The 16,576-nt window shown below is 61.4% G+C and carries 14 protein-coding genes; 6 read left to right on the top strand and 8 right to left on the bottom strand.

Going from position 1 to position 16,576, the window contains the following annotated elements; translation table 11 throughout:
* Positions 1-2 precede the first annotated feature (2 nt).
* The 5 genes from truB to rimP all read right to left on the bottom strand — a co-directional run bounded on the left by truB (position 3) and on the right by rimP (position 6,155).
* Positions 3-938, bottom strand: coding sequence for a tRNA pseudouridine(55) synthase TruB (gene truB, locus ACYVHK_RS00135; RefSeq protein ID WP_460526329.1), 936 nt, complete (start codon positions 936-938; stop codon positions 3-5).
* Positions 907-1,293: a ribosome-binding factor A gene (gene rbfA / locus ACYVHK_RS00130; RefSeq protein WP_460526327.1), complete on the bottom strand. Its 387-nt coding sequence runs from the start codon at positions 1,291-1,293 to the stop codon at positions 907-909. Before rbfA ends, truB begins: the two co-directional genes overlap by 32 nt.
* Before the next feature lie 87 nt (positions 1,294-1,380).
* The gene (infB, locus tag ACYVHK_RS00125) at positions 1,381-4,128 is read right to left on the bottom strand and encodes a translation initiation factor IF-2 (protein WP_460526325.1); all 2,748 of its coding nucleotides are present in this window, start codon (positions 4,126-4,128) and stop codon (positions 1,381-1,383) included.
* Positions 4,129-4,150: 22 nt separating this feature from the next.
* Positions 4,151-5,650: a transcription termination/antitermination protein NusA gene (gene nusA / locus ACYVHK_RS00120; RefSeq protein WP_460526323.1), complete on the bottom strand. Its 1,500-nt coding sequence runs from the start codon at positions 5,648-5,650 to the stop codon at positions 4,151-4,153.
* Between the two features lie 76 nt (positions 5,651-5,726).
* Positions 5,727-6,155, bottom strand: coding sequence for a ribosome maturation factor RimP (rimP, locus tag ACYVHK_RS00115; protein WP_460526321.1), 429 nt, complete (start codon positions 6,153-6,155; stop codon positions 5,727-5,729).
* 368 nt (positions 6,156-6,523) lie between these two features.
* Between rimP and ACYVHK_RS00110 the strand changes: the two genes are divergently transcribed.
* The 5 genes from ACYVHK_RS00110 to ACYVHK_RS00090 all read left to right on the top strand — a co-directional run bounded on the left by ACYVHK_RS00110 (position 6,524) and on the right by ACYVHK_RS00090 (position 11,840).
* Positions 6,524-8,212, top strand: coding sequence for an acyl-CoA synthetase family protein (locus ACYVHK_RS00110; RefSeq protein ID WP_460526319.1), 1,689 nt, complete (start codon positions 6,524-6,526; stop codon positions 8,210-8,212).
* Between the two features lie 118 nt (positions 8,213-8,330).
* The gene (locus tag ACYVHK_RS00105; RefSeq protein ID WP_460526317.1) at positions 8,331-9,491 is read left to right on the top strand and encodes a PilT/PilU family type 4a pilus ATPase; all 1,161 of its coding nucleotides are present in this window, start codon (positions 8,331-8,333) and stop codon (positions 9,489-9,491) included.
* 16 nt (positions 9,492-9,507) lie between these two features.
* Positions 9,508-9,852, top strand: coding sequence for an arsenate reductase (locus ACYVHK_RS00100; protein ID WP_460526315.1), 345 nt, complete (start codon positions 9,508-9,510; stop codon positions 9,850-9,852).
* A gap of 11 nt (positions 9,853-9,863) precedes the next feature.
* Positions 9,864-10,994 carry a succinyl-diaminopimelate desuccinylase gene (gene dapE, locus ACYVHK_RS00095; protein WP_460526313.1) on the top strand — a complete coding sequence of 377 codons (1,131 nt, stop codon included), beginning with the start codon at positions 9,864-9,866 and terminating at the stop codon, positions 10,992-10,994.
* Between the two features lie 84 nt (positions 10,995-11,078).
* Complete coding sequence (locus tag ACYVHK_RS00090) at positions 11,079-11,840, top strand: Rossmann-fold NAD(P)-binding domain-containing protein (RefSeq protein ID WP_460526311.1); 762 nt, start codon at positions 11,079-11,081, stop codon at positions 11,838-11,840.
* A 66-nt stretch (positions 11,841-11,906) separates the two neighbouring features.
* Here ACYVHK_RS00090 and clpA read toward each other — a convergent pair whose 3' ends face one another.
* The gene (clpA, locus tag ACYVHK_RS00085; protein WP_460526309.1) at positions 11,907-14,180 is read right to left on the bottom strand and encodes an ATP-dependent Clp protease ATP-binding subunit; all 2,274 of its coding nucleotides are present in this window, start codon (positions 14,178-14,180) and stop codon (positions 11,907-11,909) included.
* Positions 14,180-14,488 carry an ATP-dependent Clp protease adaptor ClpS gene (gene clpS, locus ACYVHK_RS00080; RefSeq protein ID WP_460526307.1) on the bottom strand — a complete coding sequence of 103 codons (309 nt, stop codon included), beginning with the start codon at positions 14,486-14,488 and terminating at the stop codon, positions 14,180-14,182. The genes clpA and clpS overlap by 1 nt, the downstream gene beginning before the upstream one ends.
* Positions 14,489-14,790: 302 nt before the next feature.
* On the opposite strand from clpS, the gene cspE reads away from it, so the two are divergent.
* A complete protein-coding gene (gene cspE, locus ACYVHK_RS00075; RefSeq protein ID WP_460526305.1) occupies positions 14,791-14,994 on the top strand; it encodes a cold-shock protein in 204 nt (67 codons plus the stop codon).
* Between the two features lie 227 nt (positions 14,995-15,221).
* Here the strand turns inward: cspE and icd are convergent, their stop codons facing one another.
* Positions 15,222-16,454 (bottom strand): isocitrate/isopropylmalate dehydrogenase family protein, encoded by a 1,233-nt coding sequence (gene icd / locus ACYVHK_RS00070; protein ID WP_460526303.1) that lies wholly within the window; start codon positions 16,452-16,454, stop codon positions 15,222-15,224.
* Positions 16,455-16,576 lie beyond the last annotated feature (122 nt).

The following is a 16,576-nucleotide window of genomic DNA, read 5'->3' as shown; positions in this document are numbered from 1 at the left end:
GCTCAACTGTGTACAACAGTCGACAGCAGCCTGCGCGGATAGAGGATGTTCTCGGTCAATTCACCCAGCCCCAGAAAGGTTGGTTGAGCCGCACCGGTATCCCCGTAAATGCGCAAGCCGGAGATTATCCCATCGTTGCCGGAAAAACGCACGGACAATCCGTGGGTTAGCTTCGCCGTGGCCGCCGCATCGAGCGTCACCGCCGGCAAATCGGCCAACAGGCTGTCGGCCGGCATCAGCAACGCGTCGCGTGCTTCCAGCGTCAGCGCCTCGAAAGCCTCGACCGTGATCGCATCCTCAAGCCGGAACCCGGCCGTCGCCGTACGGCGCAAGCCGGTCAGGTGCGCGCCGCAATGGAGCAATTCGCCCATGTCTTCGGCCAGGGTCCGGATATAGGTCCCCTTGCTGCATTGCACGTCCAGCACCAGCTCATCACCCTCGAACCGCACGACCTCGATCGCATAGATCGTGACGCAACGCGCCTCCCGCTCTATGGTCTGGCCTGCCCGGGCGTACTCATACAGCGCCTTGCCCTGGTGCTTGAGCGCCGAATACATCGGCGGCACCTGCATGATTTCGCCCAGGAAGCGGGCCACCACTGCATCCACGTCAGCCCGGCTGACCACGACCGGCCGCGATTGCAGCACCTCGCCCTCGACGTCACCCGTCGTGGTTGTCTCGCCGAGCTTCAGCGTCGCCACATAGCGCTTGTCGGCGTCCAGCATGCGTTGCGCAAACTTGGTCGCGTCACCAAAGCACAGCGGCAACAGACCGGTCGCCAGCGGATCGAGCACACCGGTGTGGCCGCCCTTTTCCGCCTGCAACAGCCAACGGCACTTCTGCAAGGCCTGGTTGCTCGATGCTCCGTAGGGCTTGTCGAGCAACAGCACGCCATGCACCGGCCGCTTAATCCTTTTTATCTGCGTCTGCTTCGTCATCGGCGGAACCAGTGGTTTCCATGGCCTGGTCGATCAGCTTGTCGAGCGACATGCCGTATTCCACCGAACGGTCGTATTCGAAATGCAGTTCCGGCATCTTGAACAGCTTGATGCGCTTGGAAACCTCGCTACGCAGCCAGCCGGCCGAGCGGTTGAGCGTGTACTGTGTTTCCTGCTCATCGCCACTCATCAGGGTGTAGAACACCTTGGCATGGCTCATGTCACGCGTCACCTCGACCCCGGTCAGGGTGACGAAGCCAATGCGCGGGTCCTTCAGTTGCAGACGGATCAGCTCCGCGAGCTCGCGCTGCATCTGCTGGGCGACCCGGTCGGAACGGGTAAAGTCCTTGGCCATGATGGCCTCCTTTAAAAAGGTTGAAGGGGGAAGCGGAGGAACCGTACCGGTTCCCGCCACTCCCCCCTCCGCCCTGCCCGTTAGGGTTTACAGGGTACGGGCGATTTCAATGATTTCAAAGACTTCCAGCATGTCGCCTTCCTGGATGTCATTGTAGTTCTTCAGTTGCAGACCACACTCGAAGCCAGCCTTGACTTCCTTGGCGTCGTCCTTGAAGCGCTTGAGGCTTTCCAGCTCGCCCTGGTGGATGACCACGTTGTTGCGCAGCAGACGTACGCCGGCGCCACGCTTGACCACACCTTCGTGCACCAGACAGCCGGCGATGGAGCCAACCTTGGACACGGTGAAGACCTGACGGATCTCGACCGAACCAATGACCTGTTCCTTCTTCTCCGGCGCCAGCATGCCGGACAACGCTGCCTTCACCTCATCCACGGCGTCGTAGATGATGTTGTAGTAGCGGATGTCCACGCCTTCGCTCTCGGCCAGCTTGCGGGCCATGGCGTCGGCACGCACGTTGAAGCCAATGATGACAGCCTTGGAAGCCAGCGCCAGGTTGACGTCGGATTCAGTGATGCCACCCACGCCCGAGTGCAGGATGTTGACGCGCACTTCGCTGGTGGACAGCTTCTGCAGGCTCTGCGACAGCGCCTCGAAGGAACCCTGCACGTCGGCCTTGATGATGATGGGAAGGTTCTGCACCTCGCCCTCGGTCATCGACGCCATCAGGTTTTCCAGCTTGGCGGCCTGTTGCTTGGCCAGCTTCACATCACGGAACTTGCCTTGACGGAACAGGGCGATTTCACGCGCCTTGCGTTCGTCAGCCAGCACCATGGCGTCTTCACCGGCATTCGGCACTTCGGACAGACCCAGGATCTCGACCGGAATCGACGGGCCGGCTTCGTTGATGCTCTTGCCGGTTTCATCCAGCATCGCACGCACCTTGCCGAACACGCCACCGGCCAGCACCACGTCACCCTTACGCAGGGTACCGGACTGCACCAGCATGGTCGAAACCGGGCCACGGCCCTTGTCCAGACGCGCTTCGATGATGATGCCCTTGGCAGGCGCATCGACCGCGGCGGTCAGTTCCAGCACTTCAGCCTGCAGCAGGATGGCGTCGAGCAGACCGTCGATATTGGTACCCATCTTGGCCGAAACCTCGATGAACTGGGTATCGCCACCCCAGTCTTCCGGCACCACTTCGTGCGATACCAGCTCCTGGCGGATACGCTCGATGTTGGCACCCTGCTTGTCGATCTTGTTGACCGCCACCACGATAGGCACCTTGGCAGCCTTGGCATGGTGGATGGCTTCGATCGTCTGCGGCATCACGCCGTCGTCGGCAGCCACGACCAGCACCACGATGTCGGTCGCGCTCGCACCACGGGCACGCATGGCGGTGAACGCCTCGTGACCCGGGGTGTCGAGGAAGGTGATCATGCCCTTCTCGGTCTCGACGTGGTAGGCGCCGATGTGCTGGGTAATGCCACCGGCTTCGCCAGCGGCAACCTTGGCGCGACGGATGTAGTCCAGCAGCGAGGTCTTGCCGTGGTCGACGTGACCCATCACGGTCACGACCGGTGCACGCGGCAACAGCTCGTGTTCCTGCTTCTCGCTACCGTCCAGATAGGTTTCCGGGTCGTCGAGACGGGCAGCAACGGCCTGGTGACCCATTTCCTCGACCACAATCATGGCCGTTTCCTGGTCCAGCACCTGGTTGATGGTGACCATCATGCCCATCTTCATGAGCACCTTGATCACTTCAGCCGCCTTGACGGCCATCTTGTGGGCCAGGTCGGCCACCGAGATGGTTTCCGGCACGTCGACTTCGCGAGCGATAGGCTCGGTCGGCGCCTGGAAGCCGTGGGCATTGTCATCGGCACCGCGATTGCGGCCACCCTTCTTGCCACTCTTCCAGCCATTGCCGGTGCCGGTATCGCCACCGCGGGTCTTCAGACCACCGCGACGCTTGGCCCCATCACCCCAGCCATCCTTGGCCGGCGCAGCGGCCTTCTTGACATCGGCGGCAGCAGGCTTGGCATCCTTCTTGACCTCGCCCGGTTTGCTCGGGGCGCGGTGCAGGGTGTGCTCGGTCGGTGCAGGCTTCGGCGCAGCAGCCGCTTCGGCAGCAGCCTTCACGGCAGCTTCCTGGGCAGCCTTACGGGCCGCTTCACGATCCTGCTTGGCCTTGATATCGGCAGCCTGGCGTTCGAACAGGGCGCGCTGACGGGCAGCCTGCACTTCACGCGCATCCAGCTCAGCCTGACCCAGCACGTCGGCACGCGACAGGGGCGCAGCAGGGGCAGCTTCGGCAACGGCTTCCACCGGCGCTTCGACAACCGGCTCCGGTGCAGCTTCCACGACCGGCTCGATCGCAACCGGCTCGGGCACGGCAACCGCTTCGACTTCCACCACTGGCACTTCGGCCACGACCGGCTCGGCCACGACTTCCGGCTCGGCAACCACGACGACCGTCTCAACCACCGGCTCTTCCGCGATCACGGCAGCTTCCACGTGTTCGGCACTGGCAGCTACTTCAGGCGCCAGGACAACGCGCTTCTTCTTGACCTCGACCTGGATGGTGCGGTTCTTGCCGCTCGCATCCGATTTCTTGATCTCGGTGGTCTGCTTGCGCGCCAGGGTCACCTTGGGCTTGTCCATGGCGGAACCATGCACGCTGCGCAGATAGCTCAACAGCTTGGTCTTGTCCTGCTCGGTCAGCGCGTCATCGACGCCCGACTTGTCCACACCAGCGGCACGCAATTGGTCCAGCAAGTGTTGCGGCGGCATCCTGAGATCTGCCGCGAATTGGCTCACATTCATCTGATTCATCCTTACTCCCGTCTCCCTGCCCTTAGGCCTTCTGCTCGGACGCCTGGTCTTGTTCAAACCAGTGGGCACGGGCGGTCATAATCAACTGCTTGGCAGCTTCTGCGTCCATGCCGGTCATCTCGACCAGTTCGTCCACAGCCAGCTCGGCCAGGTCGTCACGCGTGGCAATGCCATTACTGGCCAATGCACGGGCGATCTCTGGGCTCATGCCATCCAGGTTCTGCAATTCTTCAACACTGTTCTCGACCTGTTCTTCCTTGGCGATAGCCTGCGTCAGCAAGGAGTCACGGGCGCGGCTACGCAGCTCATTGACGAGGTTCTCGTCAAAGCCGTCGATATCCAGCATCTCGTCGATCGGCACATAGGCCACTTCTTCCAGCGAGCCAAAGCCTTCCTGCACCAGGATTTCGGCAACTTCCTCATCCACGTCCAGCGCAGCCATGAAGAGCTCACGCACCTTGGCGTACTCGACTTCATGCTTTTGCTCGACCTGTTCCAGCGTCATGATGTTCAGTTGCCAGCCGGTCAGCTCGGCCGCCAGGCGGACGTTCTGGCCGCCACGGCCGATCGCCATGGCCAGGTTTTCTTCGTCCACGGCCACATCCATGCTGTGGCTTTCTTCGTCGACCATGATCTTCTGCACTTCGGCCGGCGCCAAGGCACCCAGCACGAACTGGGCGGGATCAGCCGACCACAGCACGATATCGACACGCTCGCCAGCCAATTCGCCAGTCACAGCCTGCACGCGCGAACCGCGCATACCAATACAGGTGCCTTGCGGATCAACACGCGGATCGTTGGACTTCACCGCGATCTTGGCGCGGGCACCCGGGTCACGGGCAGCACCACGGATCTCGATGATGCCTTCTTCAATTTCCGGCACTTCCAGTTCGAACAGCTTGGCAATGAATTCCGGCGCGGTACGGCTCAGGATCAGCTGCGCACCACGGCCATCGCGGTCGATCTTGACCAGATAGGCACGCACGCGATCGCCAACCCGCAGGTTTTCCTTGGGGATCATGTGTTCGCGCGGCAGCTTGGCTTCGAGCTTGCCCACTTCGACGATCGCATTGCCACGCTCGATACGCTTGATGGTACCGGTGACCAGATGTTCCTTGCGGTCCAGGAAGTCATTGAGGATCTGCTCGCGCTCAGCGTCGCGGATGCGCTGCAGGATGACCTGCTTGGCAGTCTGCGCACCGATACGGCCGAACTCGATCGGCTCCAGCGGCTCTTCATAGAACTCGCCGATCTGCAGATCCAGACCCTTTTCCTTCACATCGGTGATCGCAAACTGACGGGACGGCTCTTCGTGATCGTTATCCTCGACCACTTCCCAGCGACGGAAGCTCTCGTAATCACCGCTTACGCGGTCAATCGCAACACGTACATCCACATCATCGGTGTAACGCTTCTTGGTGGCCGAGGCCAATGCCATTTCCAGGGCACTGAACACGATGTCCTGCGCCACGTTCTTCTCACGCGCCAGCGCATCAACCAGCAACAGGATTTCACGACTCATTTCTTGAATACCTCCAACCGTATCGCTTTGGGCAAAGGCCCCAATCTCTTGAAATCTTTATTTTCCGTGCGGTCGATCAAAACACCGGCACCAAACGCGCCTTGTCGATCTGACTCAACGGCACAGCAACCAAATCCGCTCCTACCAGCACCTCGACCTTGCCGTCGACGATGCCCTTCAATTCACCTTGCAGCGTCTTGCGGCCACCTTCCAGCGGCATGCGCAGCTTCAACTTCACCTGCTCGCCGGCAAAACGGACAAAATCGGCTTCCTTCTTCAGGGGCCGATCAAGGCCAGGAGAGGAAATCTCCAGGCGCTCATAAGGCACGTTCTCGACGGTGAACAGGTGAGAGAGGTGATTGCTCACCTTCACGCAGTCGTCGAGCGTGATGCCCTGCGGGCCGTCGATAAACACCCGCACCAGTCCATCCCGACCAATCTCGAGATCCACCAGTTCATATCCCAGGCCCGGTAGCGTGGTGTCCAACAAACGTTGCATGTCCATAGCGTGTCGCAGAAATGAAAAATGGGCTCTCGAGCCCACTTCAGATAACTGTAAGAATTGAAATCCCCGCTATTTTAGCGACTTAGCGCAGGAAACGGAACCCCAAAGGTGACCCAGCCGACAATAAGTACTCGGCAATGGGCGATATTTGCGGTATGGCACACACCAACCTGCACAGACCCAAGCAGGTGCTTGGTTGGCACTTGGCGTAGATTTACCTATTCCGGTACAGTGCGGCACAGCGGGCAGCGACCCGTCATCCCCCTCACTCGCAGACCGGCAGCAGGCAAGGCAAGAAGGCCGACAGCAGCTTGGCCATACCCGCAGGCAACGGCGGAACGACAGCAAAAAATCGGAGACAGCAGCGTATGGAAAAAATCTGGCTAAAGCAGTATCAAACGGGCGTACCTGCCGAAATCGACGTTAACGAGTTCCAGTCGGCCGGCGAAGTATTCGAAAAGAGCGCGCAGAAGTTCCGGGATCGTCCCGCCTTCGCCAACTCGATCAAGTTCGCCAGCCGCACCATGAGCTACGGCGAGATCGAGGAAGGCTCACGCGACCTCGGCGCCTACCTCCAGCAAGCACTGAAGCTAGCCAAGGGCGAGCGCGTCGCTGTCATGATGCCCAACCTGCTGCAATACCCGATCTGCGTCTTCGGCGTGCTGCGCGCCGGCCTGACGGTGGTCAATGTCAACCCGCTCTATACTCCGCGCGAACTGGAACACCAACTCAAGGATTCCGGCGCCACCACCATCATCATCGTCGCCAACTTCGCTCACGTACTGGCCGAAGTCATCGACAAGACCCCGATCAAGAACGTGATCGTGACCGAGATGGGCGATCTGCTGGGCTTCAAGGGCACCGTCATCAGCCTGCTACTCAAGCACCTCAAGAAAATGGTGCCCGCCTACAACCTGCCGCAGGCCGTCAGCTTCAATGGCGCGCTCGGCATCGGCCGCCGCCACGAACTGAAGAAAGTCCCGGTCGGTCACGAGGACATCGCCTTCCTGCAGTACACCGGCGGCACCACCGGCGTCTCCAAGGGCGCGATGCTGACCCACGCCAACATCATCGCCAACATGCAGCAGGCGCACGCCTGGCTCAAGCCGCTGGTCAAGGAAGGCGAGGAAGTCATCGTCTGCGCCCTGCCGCTGTACCATATCTTCTGCCTGACGGCGAACTGCATGGTCTTCAGCAAGATCGGCGGCCTCAATGTCCTGATCACCAACCCACGTGATATCCCGGCCTTTGTCGATGAACTCGGCAAATTCCCGATCACCTGCATGACCGGCGTGAACACCCTGTTCAACGCCCTGCTGAACAATCCGGACTTCCCCAAGCTCAACTTCAAGACCTGGAAGCTGGCCCTCGGCGGCGGCATGGCGGTACAACGCGCGGTGGCCGACAAGTTCAAGCAGATGACCGGTGTACCGCTGATCGAAGCCTACGGCCTGACCGAGACCTCACCCGCCGCCTGTATCAACCCCATGAACCTGCAAGGCTACAACGGCGCCATCGGCCTACCGGTCCCCTCGACCGACATCCAGATCCGCGACGCCGAAGGCCGCGAACTGGGCTTTGAAGAAGCAGGCGAGCTGTGGATCAAGGGCCCGCAGGTGATGAAGGGCTACTGGAACCGCCCCGAGGAAACCGCCAAGGTCATCGACGCTGACGGCTGGCTCGCTACCGGCGACATGGCCATCGTGCATCCGGACGGCTTCGTTAAGCTGGTCGACCGCAAGAAGGACATGGTCCTGGTGTCCGGCTTCAACGTCTACCCGAACGAAGTGGAAGATGTCGTCGCCATGCATCCGGGCGTACTGGAAGTTGCCTGTATCGGCGTGCCGGACGAAAAATCGGGTGAAGTCGTGAAGATCTTCGTGGTCAAGAAGGATCAATCCCTGACCGAAGCCCAGCTGCACGAGCACTGCAAGAAGAACATGACCGGCTACAAGATCCCGCGCTATATCGAGTTCCGCAAGGAGCTGCCCAAGACCAACGTCGGCAAGATCCTGCGCCGCGCCCTGCGCGACGAGGAAATAGCCAAGATCCAATAAGGCCTGCCGGCCGGCTTCCGTCAGGATGCCAATGTAATACACAGGCCCGCCCCTACGGCGGGCCTGTGCGTTGATGCGTGCTAAACTCATGGGCATCCAAAGCCAACGGCCATAACCCATGAACCTGCTTCCCTTCTTCAAGATGATGGCCGAGCGCCAGGCCAGTGACCTGTTTGTCACCGCAGGCAGTCCTGTCCAGGTCAAGATCCAGGGCGTGCTTTACCCGGTCAACCAGCAGGTGCTGCAGAACGCCCATGTCCAGGCGCTGGCCTACGAACTGATGACCGAGGACCAGCGCGGCACCTTCGAGGCCGAATGGGAAATGAACTTCGGCCACTTGGTGGAGGGAGTGGGCAACTTCCGGGTCAACGTCTTCAAGCAGCGCGGCAATATCGGCATCGTCGTCCGCTACATCAAGGCGGTGTCACCCACGATCGACGACCTCCGCCTGCCGGACGCACTCAAGCAGTTGATCATGGAAAAGCGCGGCCTGATCTTCGTGGTCGGCTCGACCGGTTCGGGCAAGACCTCGACCATCACCGCCATGCTGGAACACCGCAATACGACCACCCCGGGCCATATCCTTACCATCGAGGACCCGATCGAATACCTCTACCCGCATCGCAAGAGCATCGTCAGCCAGCGCGAAGTCGGCATCGATACCCACAGCTTCTCCGATGCCCTGAAGAACGCCATGCGTGAAGCGCCGGACGTGATGATGATCGGCGAAATCCGCGACAAGATGACCATGCAGCACGCGCTGACCTACGCCCAGGCCGGTCACCTCATCGTCTCTACGCTGCACGCCAACAACAGCTACCACTCGATGAACCGGATCATCAACTTCTTCCCGCACGAAGCACGGGAAAGCCTGCTTATGGACCTGAGCGTGGCGCTGAAGGCGGTAATTTCGCAGCGCCTGGTCAAGAACAAGCAAGGCCAGCTCACGCCGGCGGTCGAAGTCATGATCAACTCCAGCCGCATCGCCGAGCTGATCAAGAACGGCGAGATCGACCAGATGAAGGAAGCCATGGAGCAGAGCCTGTACCAGGGCTCGCAGACCTTCGAACAGGCGCTGTACAAACTGTACCGCGATGGCGAGATCACCTACGACGAAGCCATGACCAACGCCGACTCTGCCACCAACCTGGCCTGGCTGATCAACAACGCCCAATCGCAGGACGAAATCGAAGCCGCGCGCGCACAGAAGCGCCAACAGAGCACCGAGGCCGCCAAACCGGCGGAACCCGAGATCAGCTTCGATATCGACCTGCACTGAGACCCCGACCCGACCCATGATCAAACTGCACGGCATCCCCAACTGCGACACGGTCAAGAAAGCGCGTACCTGGCTGGAAGAACACCAGATCGACTACACCTTCCATGACTTCAAGAAGCAAGGCGTCAGCGCCGAACTGCTGCAAGGCTGGGTAGACCGGCTGGGCTGGGAGGTGCTGGTCAACAAGCAGGGCACCACCTGGCGCAAGCTTGACCCGGCAAGGCAAGCCAGCGTGATCGACGCCGGCAGCGCCATCGTCCTGTTGCAGGAACAGCCCTCGCTGATCAAGCGCCCGGTCCTGGCCCACGGTGAACAGCTGATCGTCGGCTTCAAGCCAGGGTATTACGACCAACTGGGCTGAACCTCCCCGCCATGACCGACCGCACCCTCGTCCTGACCCGGCAACTGATCGGCCTCAACTCCACCACCCCGCAGGATGCGGGCTGCCAGGACATCCTGCGCGCGCGCCTGGAGGCGATGGGCTTTGTGGTCGAGACCATGCGCCATGGCGAGGTCGACAACTTCTGGGCCCGCCGCGGCCATGGCGGCCCCCTGCTGTGCTTCGCCGGACATACCGACGTGGTACCTACCGGCCCGCACGAGCAATGGCATAGCGAGCCCTTTGCGCCGGAAATCCGCGACGGCCTGCTGTACGGGCGCGGCGCGGCCGACATGAAGGCCTCGCTCGCCGCCTTTGTCACCGCCATTGAGGACTTCCTGGCCGACCGGCCAAACCACGCCGGCTCCATCGCCCTGCTGATCACCTCCGACGAGGAAGGCCCGGCCGTCGACGGCACCATCCGCGTCGTGGAGACCCTGTCCGAACGTGGCGAGACCATCGACTACTGCATCGTCGGCGAACCCACTTCCAGCCAGCTGTTTGGCGATACCATCAAGAACGGCCGCCGAGGCTCGTTGTCCGGCAAGCTGACGGTCTACGGCATCCAGGGCCACATTGCCTATCCGCACCTCGCCCGCAACCCGGTCCACCAGGCCGCACCGGCACTGGCCGAGCTGGCCGCCACAGTCTGGGACGAGGGCAACGCCCACTTCCCGCCGACCTCCTGGCAGGTCTCCAACCTCCATGCCGGCACCGGCGCGGGCAACGTGATCCCCGGCGAGCTGACGGTCGAGTTCAACTTCCGCTACAGCACCGCGAGCACGGCCGAGGAGCTCAAGGCCCGCGTCGCCGCCATCCTCGACCGCCACAGCCTGGACTACCACATCGCCTGGACCCTGAGCGGCCGCCCCTTCCTGACCGAACCCGGACGCCTGTCACAGGCGCTGCAGACGGCCATCGCGGCGGAGACCGGAGTGAGCGCCGAGCTGTCCACGACCGGCGGCACCTCGGATGGTCGCTTCATCGCCGCCATCTGCCCGCAGGTGGTCGAGTTCGGCCCGCTCAATGCCACGATCCACAAACTGAACGAATGCGTTGCCGTCGCGGACCTGCCCCGCCTGTCCGCCATCTACCGCCGCACGCTCGATCTGTTGCTGGCCTGACGGCCAGCAGACTATCGCATCCGACTCAACCGCCCGCCGAGCGCCTCAGCACGCTGCCGGGCCGAACCGCTCCAGGAGACTTCCATGCCCCCATCCCGCATTGCCCTCGTCACCGGCGCCAGTGCCGGCTTCGGCCTCGCCATCGCCCGCCGGCTGGCGCAGGATGGCTACCGCGTCATCGCCACCGCGCGCCGGCTGGACAGGCTGGAAGCCCTGCAGGCGGAATTCCCCGGTCAGATCCTGCCGCTGGCGCTGGACGTGCGTGACCGTGCAGCCGTCGCACGCCTGGTAGAGCAACTGCCGGCCGACTACGCGGCGATCGACCTGCTGGTCAACAACGCGGGGTTAGCGCTGGGCTTGGCAGCCGCCCAGGGTGCCAGCCTCGACGACTGGCAGACCATGATAGAGACCAACTGCCTGGGCCTTGCCGCCGTCACACACGCCGTCCTGCCTGGCCTGGTTGCCCGCAATCGCGGCCTGATCATCAATATCGGCTCCATCGCCGGTGACTACGCCTATCCCGGCGGCAATGCCTACGGCGCGACCAAAGCCTTCGTGCACCAGTTCAGCCTCAACCTGAAGGCCGACCTGCTCGGCACCGCGGTACGTGTGAGCTGCATCGAGCCTGGCCTGGCCGGTGGCAGCGAATTCTCCAACGTGCGGTTCAAGGGCGACGACGGCAAGGCCGCCAATGTCTACCAGGGCACCACGCCGCTGACGCCCGACGATATCGCCAGCACGGTGCACTGGCTCACCAGCCTGCCACCGCACGTCAACATCAACGTGATCGAGATGATGCCGGTCTGCCAAGCTCCCGCCCCGCTGGCAATCCACCGCCAGTCCTGAGTGCCCGTCCAGAACCGCCAACGAAAAAGCCCCGCCAAGCGGGGCTTTTTCATCAGGCGGCGATGCTCAGGCCGTGACGGCCGTCGCACCCTCCTTGATATCAAGGATGACCTGCTCCTTGTCGTCGATGCTGATGCTGACCTCGCCACCGTTGGCCAGGCGGCCAAACAGCAACTCGTCGGCCAGAGCCTTGCGGATCGTATCCTGGATAAGCCGGGCCATGGGCCGGGCCCCCATGAGCGGATCGAAGCCCTTCTTCGCCAGATGTGCCTTGAGCGCGTCGGTGAAGTGGGCCTCCACCTTCTTCTCATGCAATTGGCTTTCCAGCTGCATCAGGAACTTGTCCACCACCTGCAGGATGATCTCCTCGTTCAGCGGTGCGAAGCTGATCGTGGCATCCAGCCGGTTGCGGAACTCCGGCGTGAACAGCCGCTTGATCTCGGCCAGCTCGTCACCCACCGCCTTGTTGGAAGTGAAGCCGATGCTGCTCTTGTTGAGCGACTCCGCACCCGCGTTGGTCGTCATGACGATGATCACGTTGCGGAAGTCCGCCTTGCGGCCATTGTTATCGGTCAGCGTGCCGTGGTCCATCACCTGCAGCAGCACGTTGAAGATGTCCGGATGCGCCTTCTCGATCTCGTCGAGCAGCAGCACCGCATACGGATGCTTGGTGATCGCCTCGGTCAGCAAACCACCCTGGTCGAACCCGACATAGCCCGGAGGTGCACCGATCAGGCGGCTGACAGCATGCCGCTCCATATACTCGGACATATCGAAGCGGATCAGTTCGATACCCAGCGTATAGGCCAGTTGGCGCGCCACCTCGGTCTTGCCGACACCGGTCGGGCCGCTGAACAGGAAGGAGCCGATCGGCTTCTGCGGGTTGCCCAGCCCGGCGCGCGCCATCTTGATAGACGCAGCCAGCACGTCGATCGCCTTCTCCTGCCCGAACACCACGTTCTTCAGATCGCGGTCCAGCGTCTTGAGCGCGTTGCGGTCATCCGTGGACACCGTCTTGGGCGGGATACGGGCGATCTTGGCCACGATCTCCTCGACCTCGCCCTTGCCGATGGTCTTCTTCTGCCGCGACTTGGGCAGGATCTTCTGGGCCGCACCGGCCTCATCGATCACGTCGATCGCCTTGTCCGGCAGATGGCGGTCATTGATGTACTTGGCCGCAAGTTCCGCCGCGGTCGACAGTGCCGCCGCGGTGTACTTGACGCCGTGGTGCTCCTCGAAGCGGCTCTTGAGCCCCTTGAGAATCTCCACCGTCTGTTCGACGGTGGGCTCGCCCACATCGACCTTCTGGAAGCGCCGGCTCAGCGCATTGTCCTTCTCGAAGATGCCGCGGAACTCGGTGTAGGTGGTCGCACCGATGCATTTGAGGGTGCCGTTGCTCAAGGCCGGCTTGAGCAGGTTGGATGCATCCAGCGTACCGCCGGAAGCCGCACCGGCCCCCACCACGGTATGAATCTCGTCGATGAACAGGATGCCGTTTCGGTCTTCAGCCAATTGCTTGATTACCGCCTTCAGGCGCTGCTCGAAGTCACCGCGGTACTTGGTCCCGGCCAGCAGCGCACCCATGTCCAGCGAATAGACGGTGGCATCGGCCAGGATGTCCGGCACGTCGCCGTCGACAATGCGCTTGGCCAAGCCTTCGGCGATAGCCGTCTTGCCCACGCCGGCTTCGCCAACCAGCAAGGGGTTGTTCTTGCGGCGACGGCACAGCACCTGGATCACGCGCTCGATCTCCGGGTCGCGGCCGATCAAAGGATCGATCCGTCCCTGGCTCGCCGCCTGGTTCAGGTTGAGGGTAAAGCTCTCCAGTGCACCGTGGCTCTGCTGTTCGGCATCGCTATCGTGCTCGGCGTCACCCTTAGGGGCAGCTTGGCCGCCGGCCTGCGGCGCCACCTTGCTGATGCCGTGCGAAATGAAGTTCACCACGTCGAGCCGGGTGATGCCCTGCTGGTGCAGGAAGTACACTGCGTGCGAATCCTTCTCGCCGAAGATGGCAACCAGCACATTGGCACCGGTGACCTCCTTCTTGCCGGAGGACTGCACATGCAGGATGGCACGCTGAATCACGCGCTGGAAACCGATGGTCGGCTGGGTTTCGACCTCGCCGGACCCCGCCACCAGCGGTGTGTGCTCGGCGACGAAATCCGTCAGCTCGCGTCGCAGCTGTTCGATCTTGGCGCCACAGGCACGCAACACCTCGGCCGCGCTCTGGTTGTCCAGCATCGCCAGCAGGAGGTGCTCCACCGTGATGTATTCATGGCGTTTCTGACGCGCCTCCACAAAAGCCGTGTGTAGGCTGACTTCGAGTTCCTGGGCAATCATCAGTTTTCCTCCATGACGCACTGCAGCGGGTGCTGATGCTGCCGTGAAAAATCCATTACCTGCGCGACCTTCGTCGCCGCGACGTCCTTGGCATAAACGCCGCAAACACCTTTGCCCTCGGTATGTACTTTGAGCATGACACGATTCGCCCGTTCACGATCCATTGCAAAAAACTGTTGCAGCACAATGACCACAAACTCCATCGGAGTGAAGTCATCGTTCAGCAGCAGCACCTTGTACATCGAGGGCGGCTGGACTCGGGTCGGAGACTTGGCGAGTTCGACGCCGTCGTTGTGCTGTATGGCCATATTCAAGAATCGTTAGAAGAGCGTTGCATCGGTAATCTAATTTTGGCCCGCATGGCCAGCTTTTCAAGTGATGTATTTCTCCTACATCACAAGCATAGCCTTGCATTGGGTGCTTGACGGCCAATATGCCCGGGGGGTACAAGGCGAACGTTTGGATTCAAGTTGGTAGCTAGTACCGGCTGTCGGCTGTACGCGGTTGTCGTAGTACATAGAAGTGCCAGTCTTGCGAGCCTTGAACCATAACAACATCCAAGCGGCTCGCCGCTTTTACTCTCAGCAACCGCAATTGAGGAATTAGTACAATGGCAACTGGTACCGTCAAATGGTTTAACGACGCCAAGGGTTTCGGTTTCATCACCCCCGATGATGGCGGTGAAGACCTGTTCGCCCACTTCTCGGCGATCAACATGAATGGCTTCAAGACCCTGAAGGAAGGCCAAAAGGTCTCCTTTGAAGTGACCCAAGGTCCGAAGGGCAAGCAGGCTTCGAACATTCAGGCCGCCTAAGCGTTCTGAAGTTTCGTCGCACTGATAAAAAACCTCGCTTCGGCGAGGTTTTTTTACGCGCGCCGACAAACGGGCTCCTACCGCCGACCGCCGTTCGTCAGTTGATCGCCAGACAACACGATTTCCCTGCCCGGCCCCCCCACTACCGGCAATCTTCCACCGCGCGGCGAGCAGGCAAAGAAAAACCCCGCCTTGGCGGGGTTTTTCAGGATGCGATGATCGCTCGCTTACATACGGGCAATCATGGCGTCGCCAAAGGCGGAGCAGCTCACTTCGGTCGCGCCGTCCATAAGACGAGCGAAGTCATAGGTGACCTGCTTGTCGGCAATGGCCTTTTCCATCGAGCTGATGATCAGATCGGCGGCTTCGGTCCAGCTCATGTGGCGCAGCATCATTTCGGCCGACAGGATCAGCGAACCGGGGTTTACCTTGTCCTGGCCAGCATACTTCGGTGCGGTGCCGTGGGTGGCTTCGAACATGGCGACGTCGTCGCTCAGGTTCGCGCCTGGGGCGATGCCAATACCACCGACCTGGGCTGCCAGGGCGTCGGACACGTAGTCACCGTTCAGGTTCAGGGTAGCGACCACGTCGTACTCGGCCGGACGCAGCAGGATCTGCTGCAGGAAGGCATCGGCGATCACGTCCTTGATCACGATGCCGTTCGGCAGCTTGAGCCATGGGCCGCCGTCGATCTCGACGCCGCCGAACTCGTTCTTGGCCAGGGCGTAAGCCCAGTCACGGAAGCCACCTTCGGTGAACTTCATGATGTTGCCCTTGTGGACGATAGTCACGCTCTTGCGGCCATTGTCGATGGCGTACTGGATCGCCTTGCGGACCAGACGCTCGGTACCCTGCTTGGAAACCGGCTTGATACCGATACCCGAGGTCTCCGGGAAACGGATCTTCTTGACACCCATTTCGTTCTGCAGGAAGGCGATCACCTTCTTGGCGCCTTCGGATTCCGACGCCCATTCGATACCGGCGTAAATGTCTTCGGTATTCTCACGGAAGATGACCATGTCGGTCAGGTCCGGGCGCTTCAGCGGCGATGGCACGCCGGTGAAGTAACGAACTGGGCGCAGACAGGTGTACAGGTCCAGTTCCTGGCGCAGGGCCACGTTCAGCGAACGGATGCCGCCGCCGACCGGGGTGGTCATCGGGCCCTTGATGGACACGACATAGTCCTTCAGCGCGGTCATGGTTTCGGCGGGCAGCCACACGTCGGAGCCGTAGACCTTGGTCGACTTCTCGCCGGCGTAGATTTCCATCCAGTGGATCTGCTTCTTGCCGGCGTAGGCCTTGGCCACGGCAGCGTCCACGACCTTCTTCATGACCGGGGTGATGTCCACACCAATGCCGTCACCTTCGATGAACGGAATGATGGGTTGGTCGGGAATGGCCTGGCCCGGGACGATCTTCTGGCCGCCTGCGGGAACCTTGATATGCGATTGGGTGCTCATGCCTGCTCCGTATGGAAGGGTGCTTGGGGATAAGGCCGCTTGTGGCGACCCAGCTTAGATTTGAGTTGTAGAACAACGCCAGGGTAAAAAGTTGACGTCATAAGCTTGCTATTATCCGGCAA

The sequence above is a fragment of the Chitinimonas naiadis genome (genome assembly GCF_054780835.1).
The sequence above is the reverse complement of the archived record's forward strand: the minus strand, read 5'-3'. Positions and strand labels throughout refer to the sequence as shown.

Bases quoted from the DNA above. Each gene is read 5' to 3' on its own strand.
- ACYVHK_RS00105 (WP_460526317.1), top strand. From the start codon at position 8,331: ATGAACCTGCTTCCCTTCTTCAAGATGATGGCCGAGCGCCAGGCCAGT.
- infB (WP_460526325.1), bottom strand. From the start codon at position 4,128: ATGAATCAGATGAATGTGAGCCAATTCGCGGCAGATCTCAGGATGCCG.
- cspE (WP_460526305.1), top strand. From the start codon at position 14,791: ATGGCAACTGGTACCGTCAAATGGTTTAACGACGCCAAGGGTTTCGGT.
- truB (WP_460526329.1), bottom strand. From the start codon at position 938: ATGACGAAGCAGACGCAGATAAAAAGGATTAAGCGGCCGGTGCATGGC.
- rbfA (WP_460526327.1), bottom strand. From the start codon at position 1,293: ATGGCCAAGGACTTTACCCGTTCCGACCGGGTCGCCCAGCAGATGCAG.
- icd (WP_460526303.1), bottom strand. From the start codon at position 16,454: ATGAGCACCCAATCGCATATCAAGGTTCCCGCAGGCGGCCAGAAGATC.
- nusA (WP_460526323.1), bottom strand. From the start codon at position 5,650: ATGAGTCGTGAAATCCTGTTGCTGGTTGATGCGCTGGCGCGTGAGAAG.
- ACYVHK_RS00110 (WP_460526319.1), top strand. From the start codon at position 6,524: ATGGAAAAAATCTGGCTAAAGCAGTATCAAACGGGCGTACCTGCCGAA.
- ACYVHK_RS00090 (WP_460526311.1), top strand. From the start codon at position 11,079: ATGCCCCCATCCCGCATTGCCCTCGTCACCGGCGCCAGTGCCGGCTTC.
- clpA (WP_460526309.1), bottom strand. From the start codon at position 14,180: ATGATTGCCCAGGAACTCGAAGTCAGCCTACACACGGCTTTTGTGGAG.
- dapE (WP_460526313.1), top strand. From the start codon at position 9,864: ATGACCGACCGCACCCTCGTCCTGACCCGGCAACTGATCGGCCTCAAC.
- ACYVHK_RS00100 (WP_460526315.1), top strand. From the start codon at position 9,508: ATGATCAAACTGCACGGCATCCCCAACTGCGACACGGTCAAGAAAGCG.
- clpS (WP_460526307.1), bottom strand. From the start codon at position 14,488: ATGGCCATACAGCACAACGACGGCGTCGAACTCGCCAAGTCTCCGACC.
- rimP (WP_460526321.1), bottom strand. From the start codon at position 6,155: ATGGACATGCAACGTTTGTTGGACACCACGCTACCGGGCCTGGGATAT.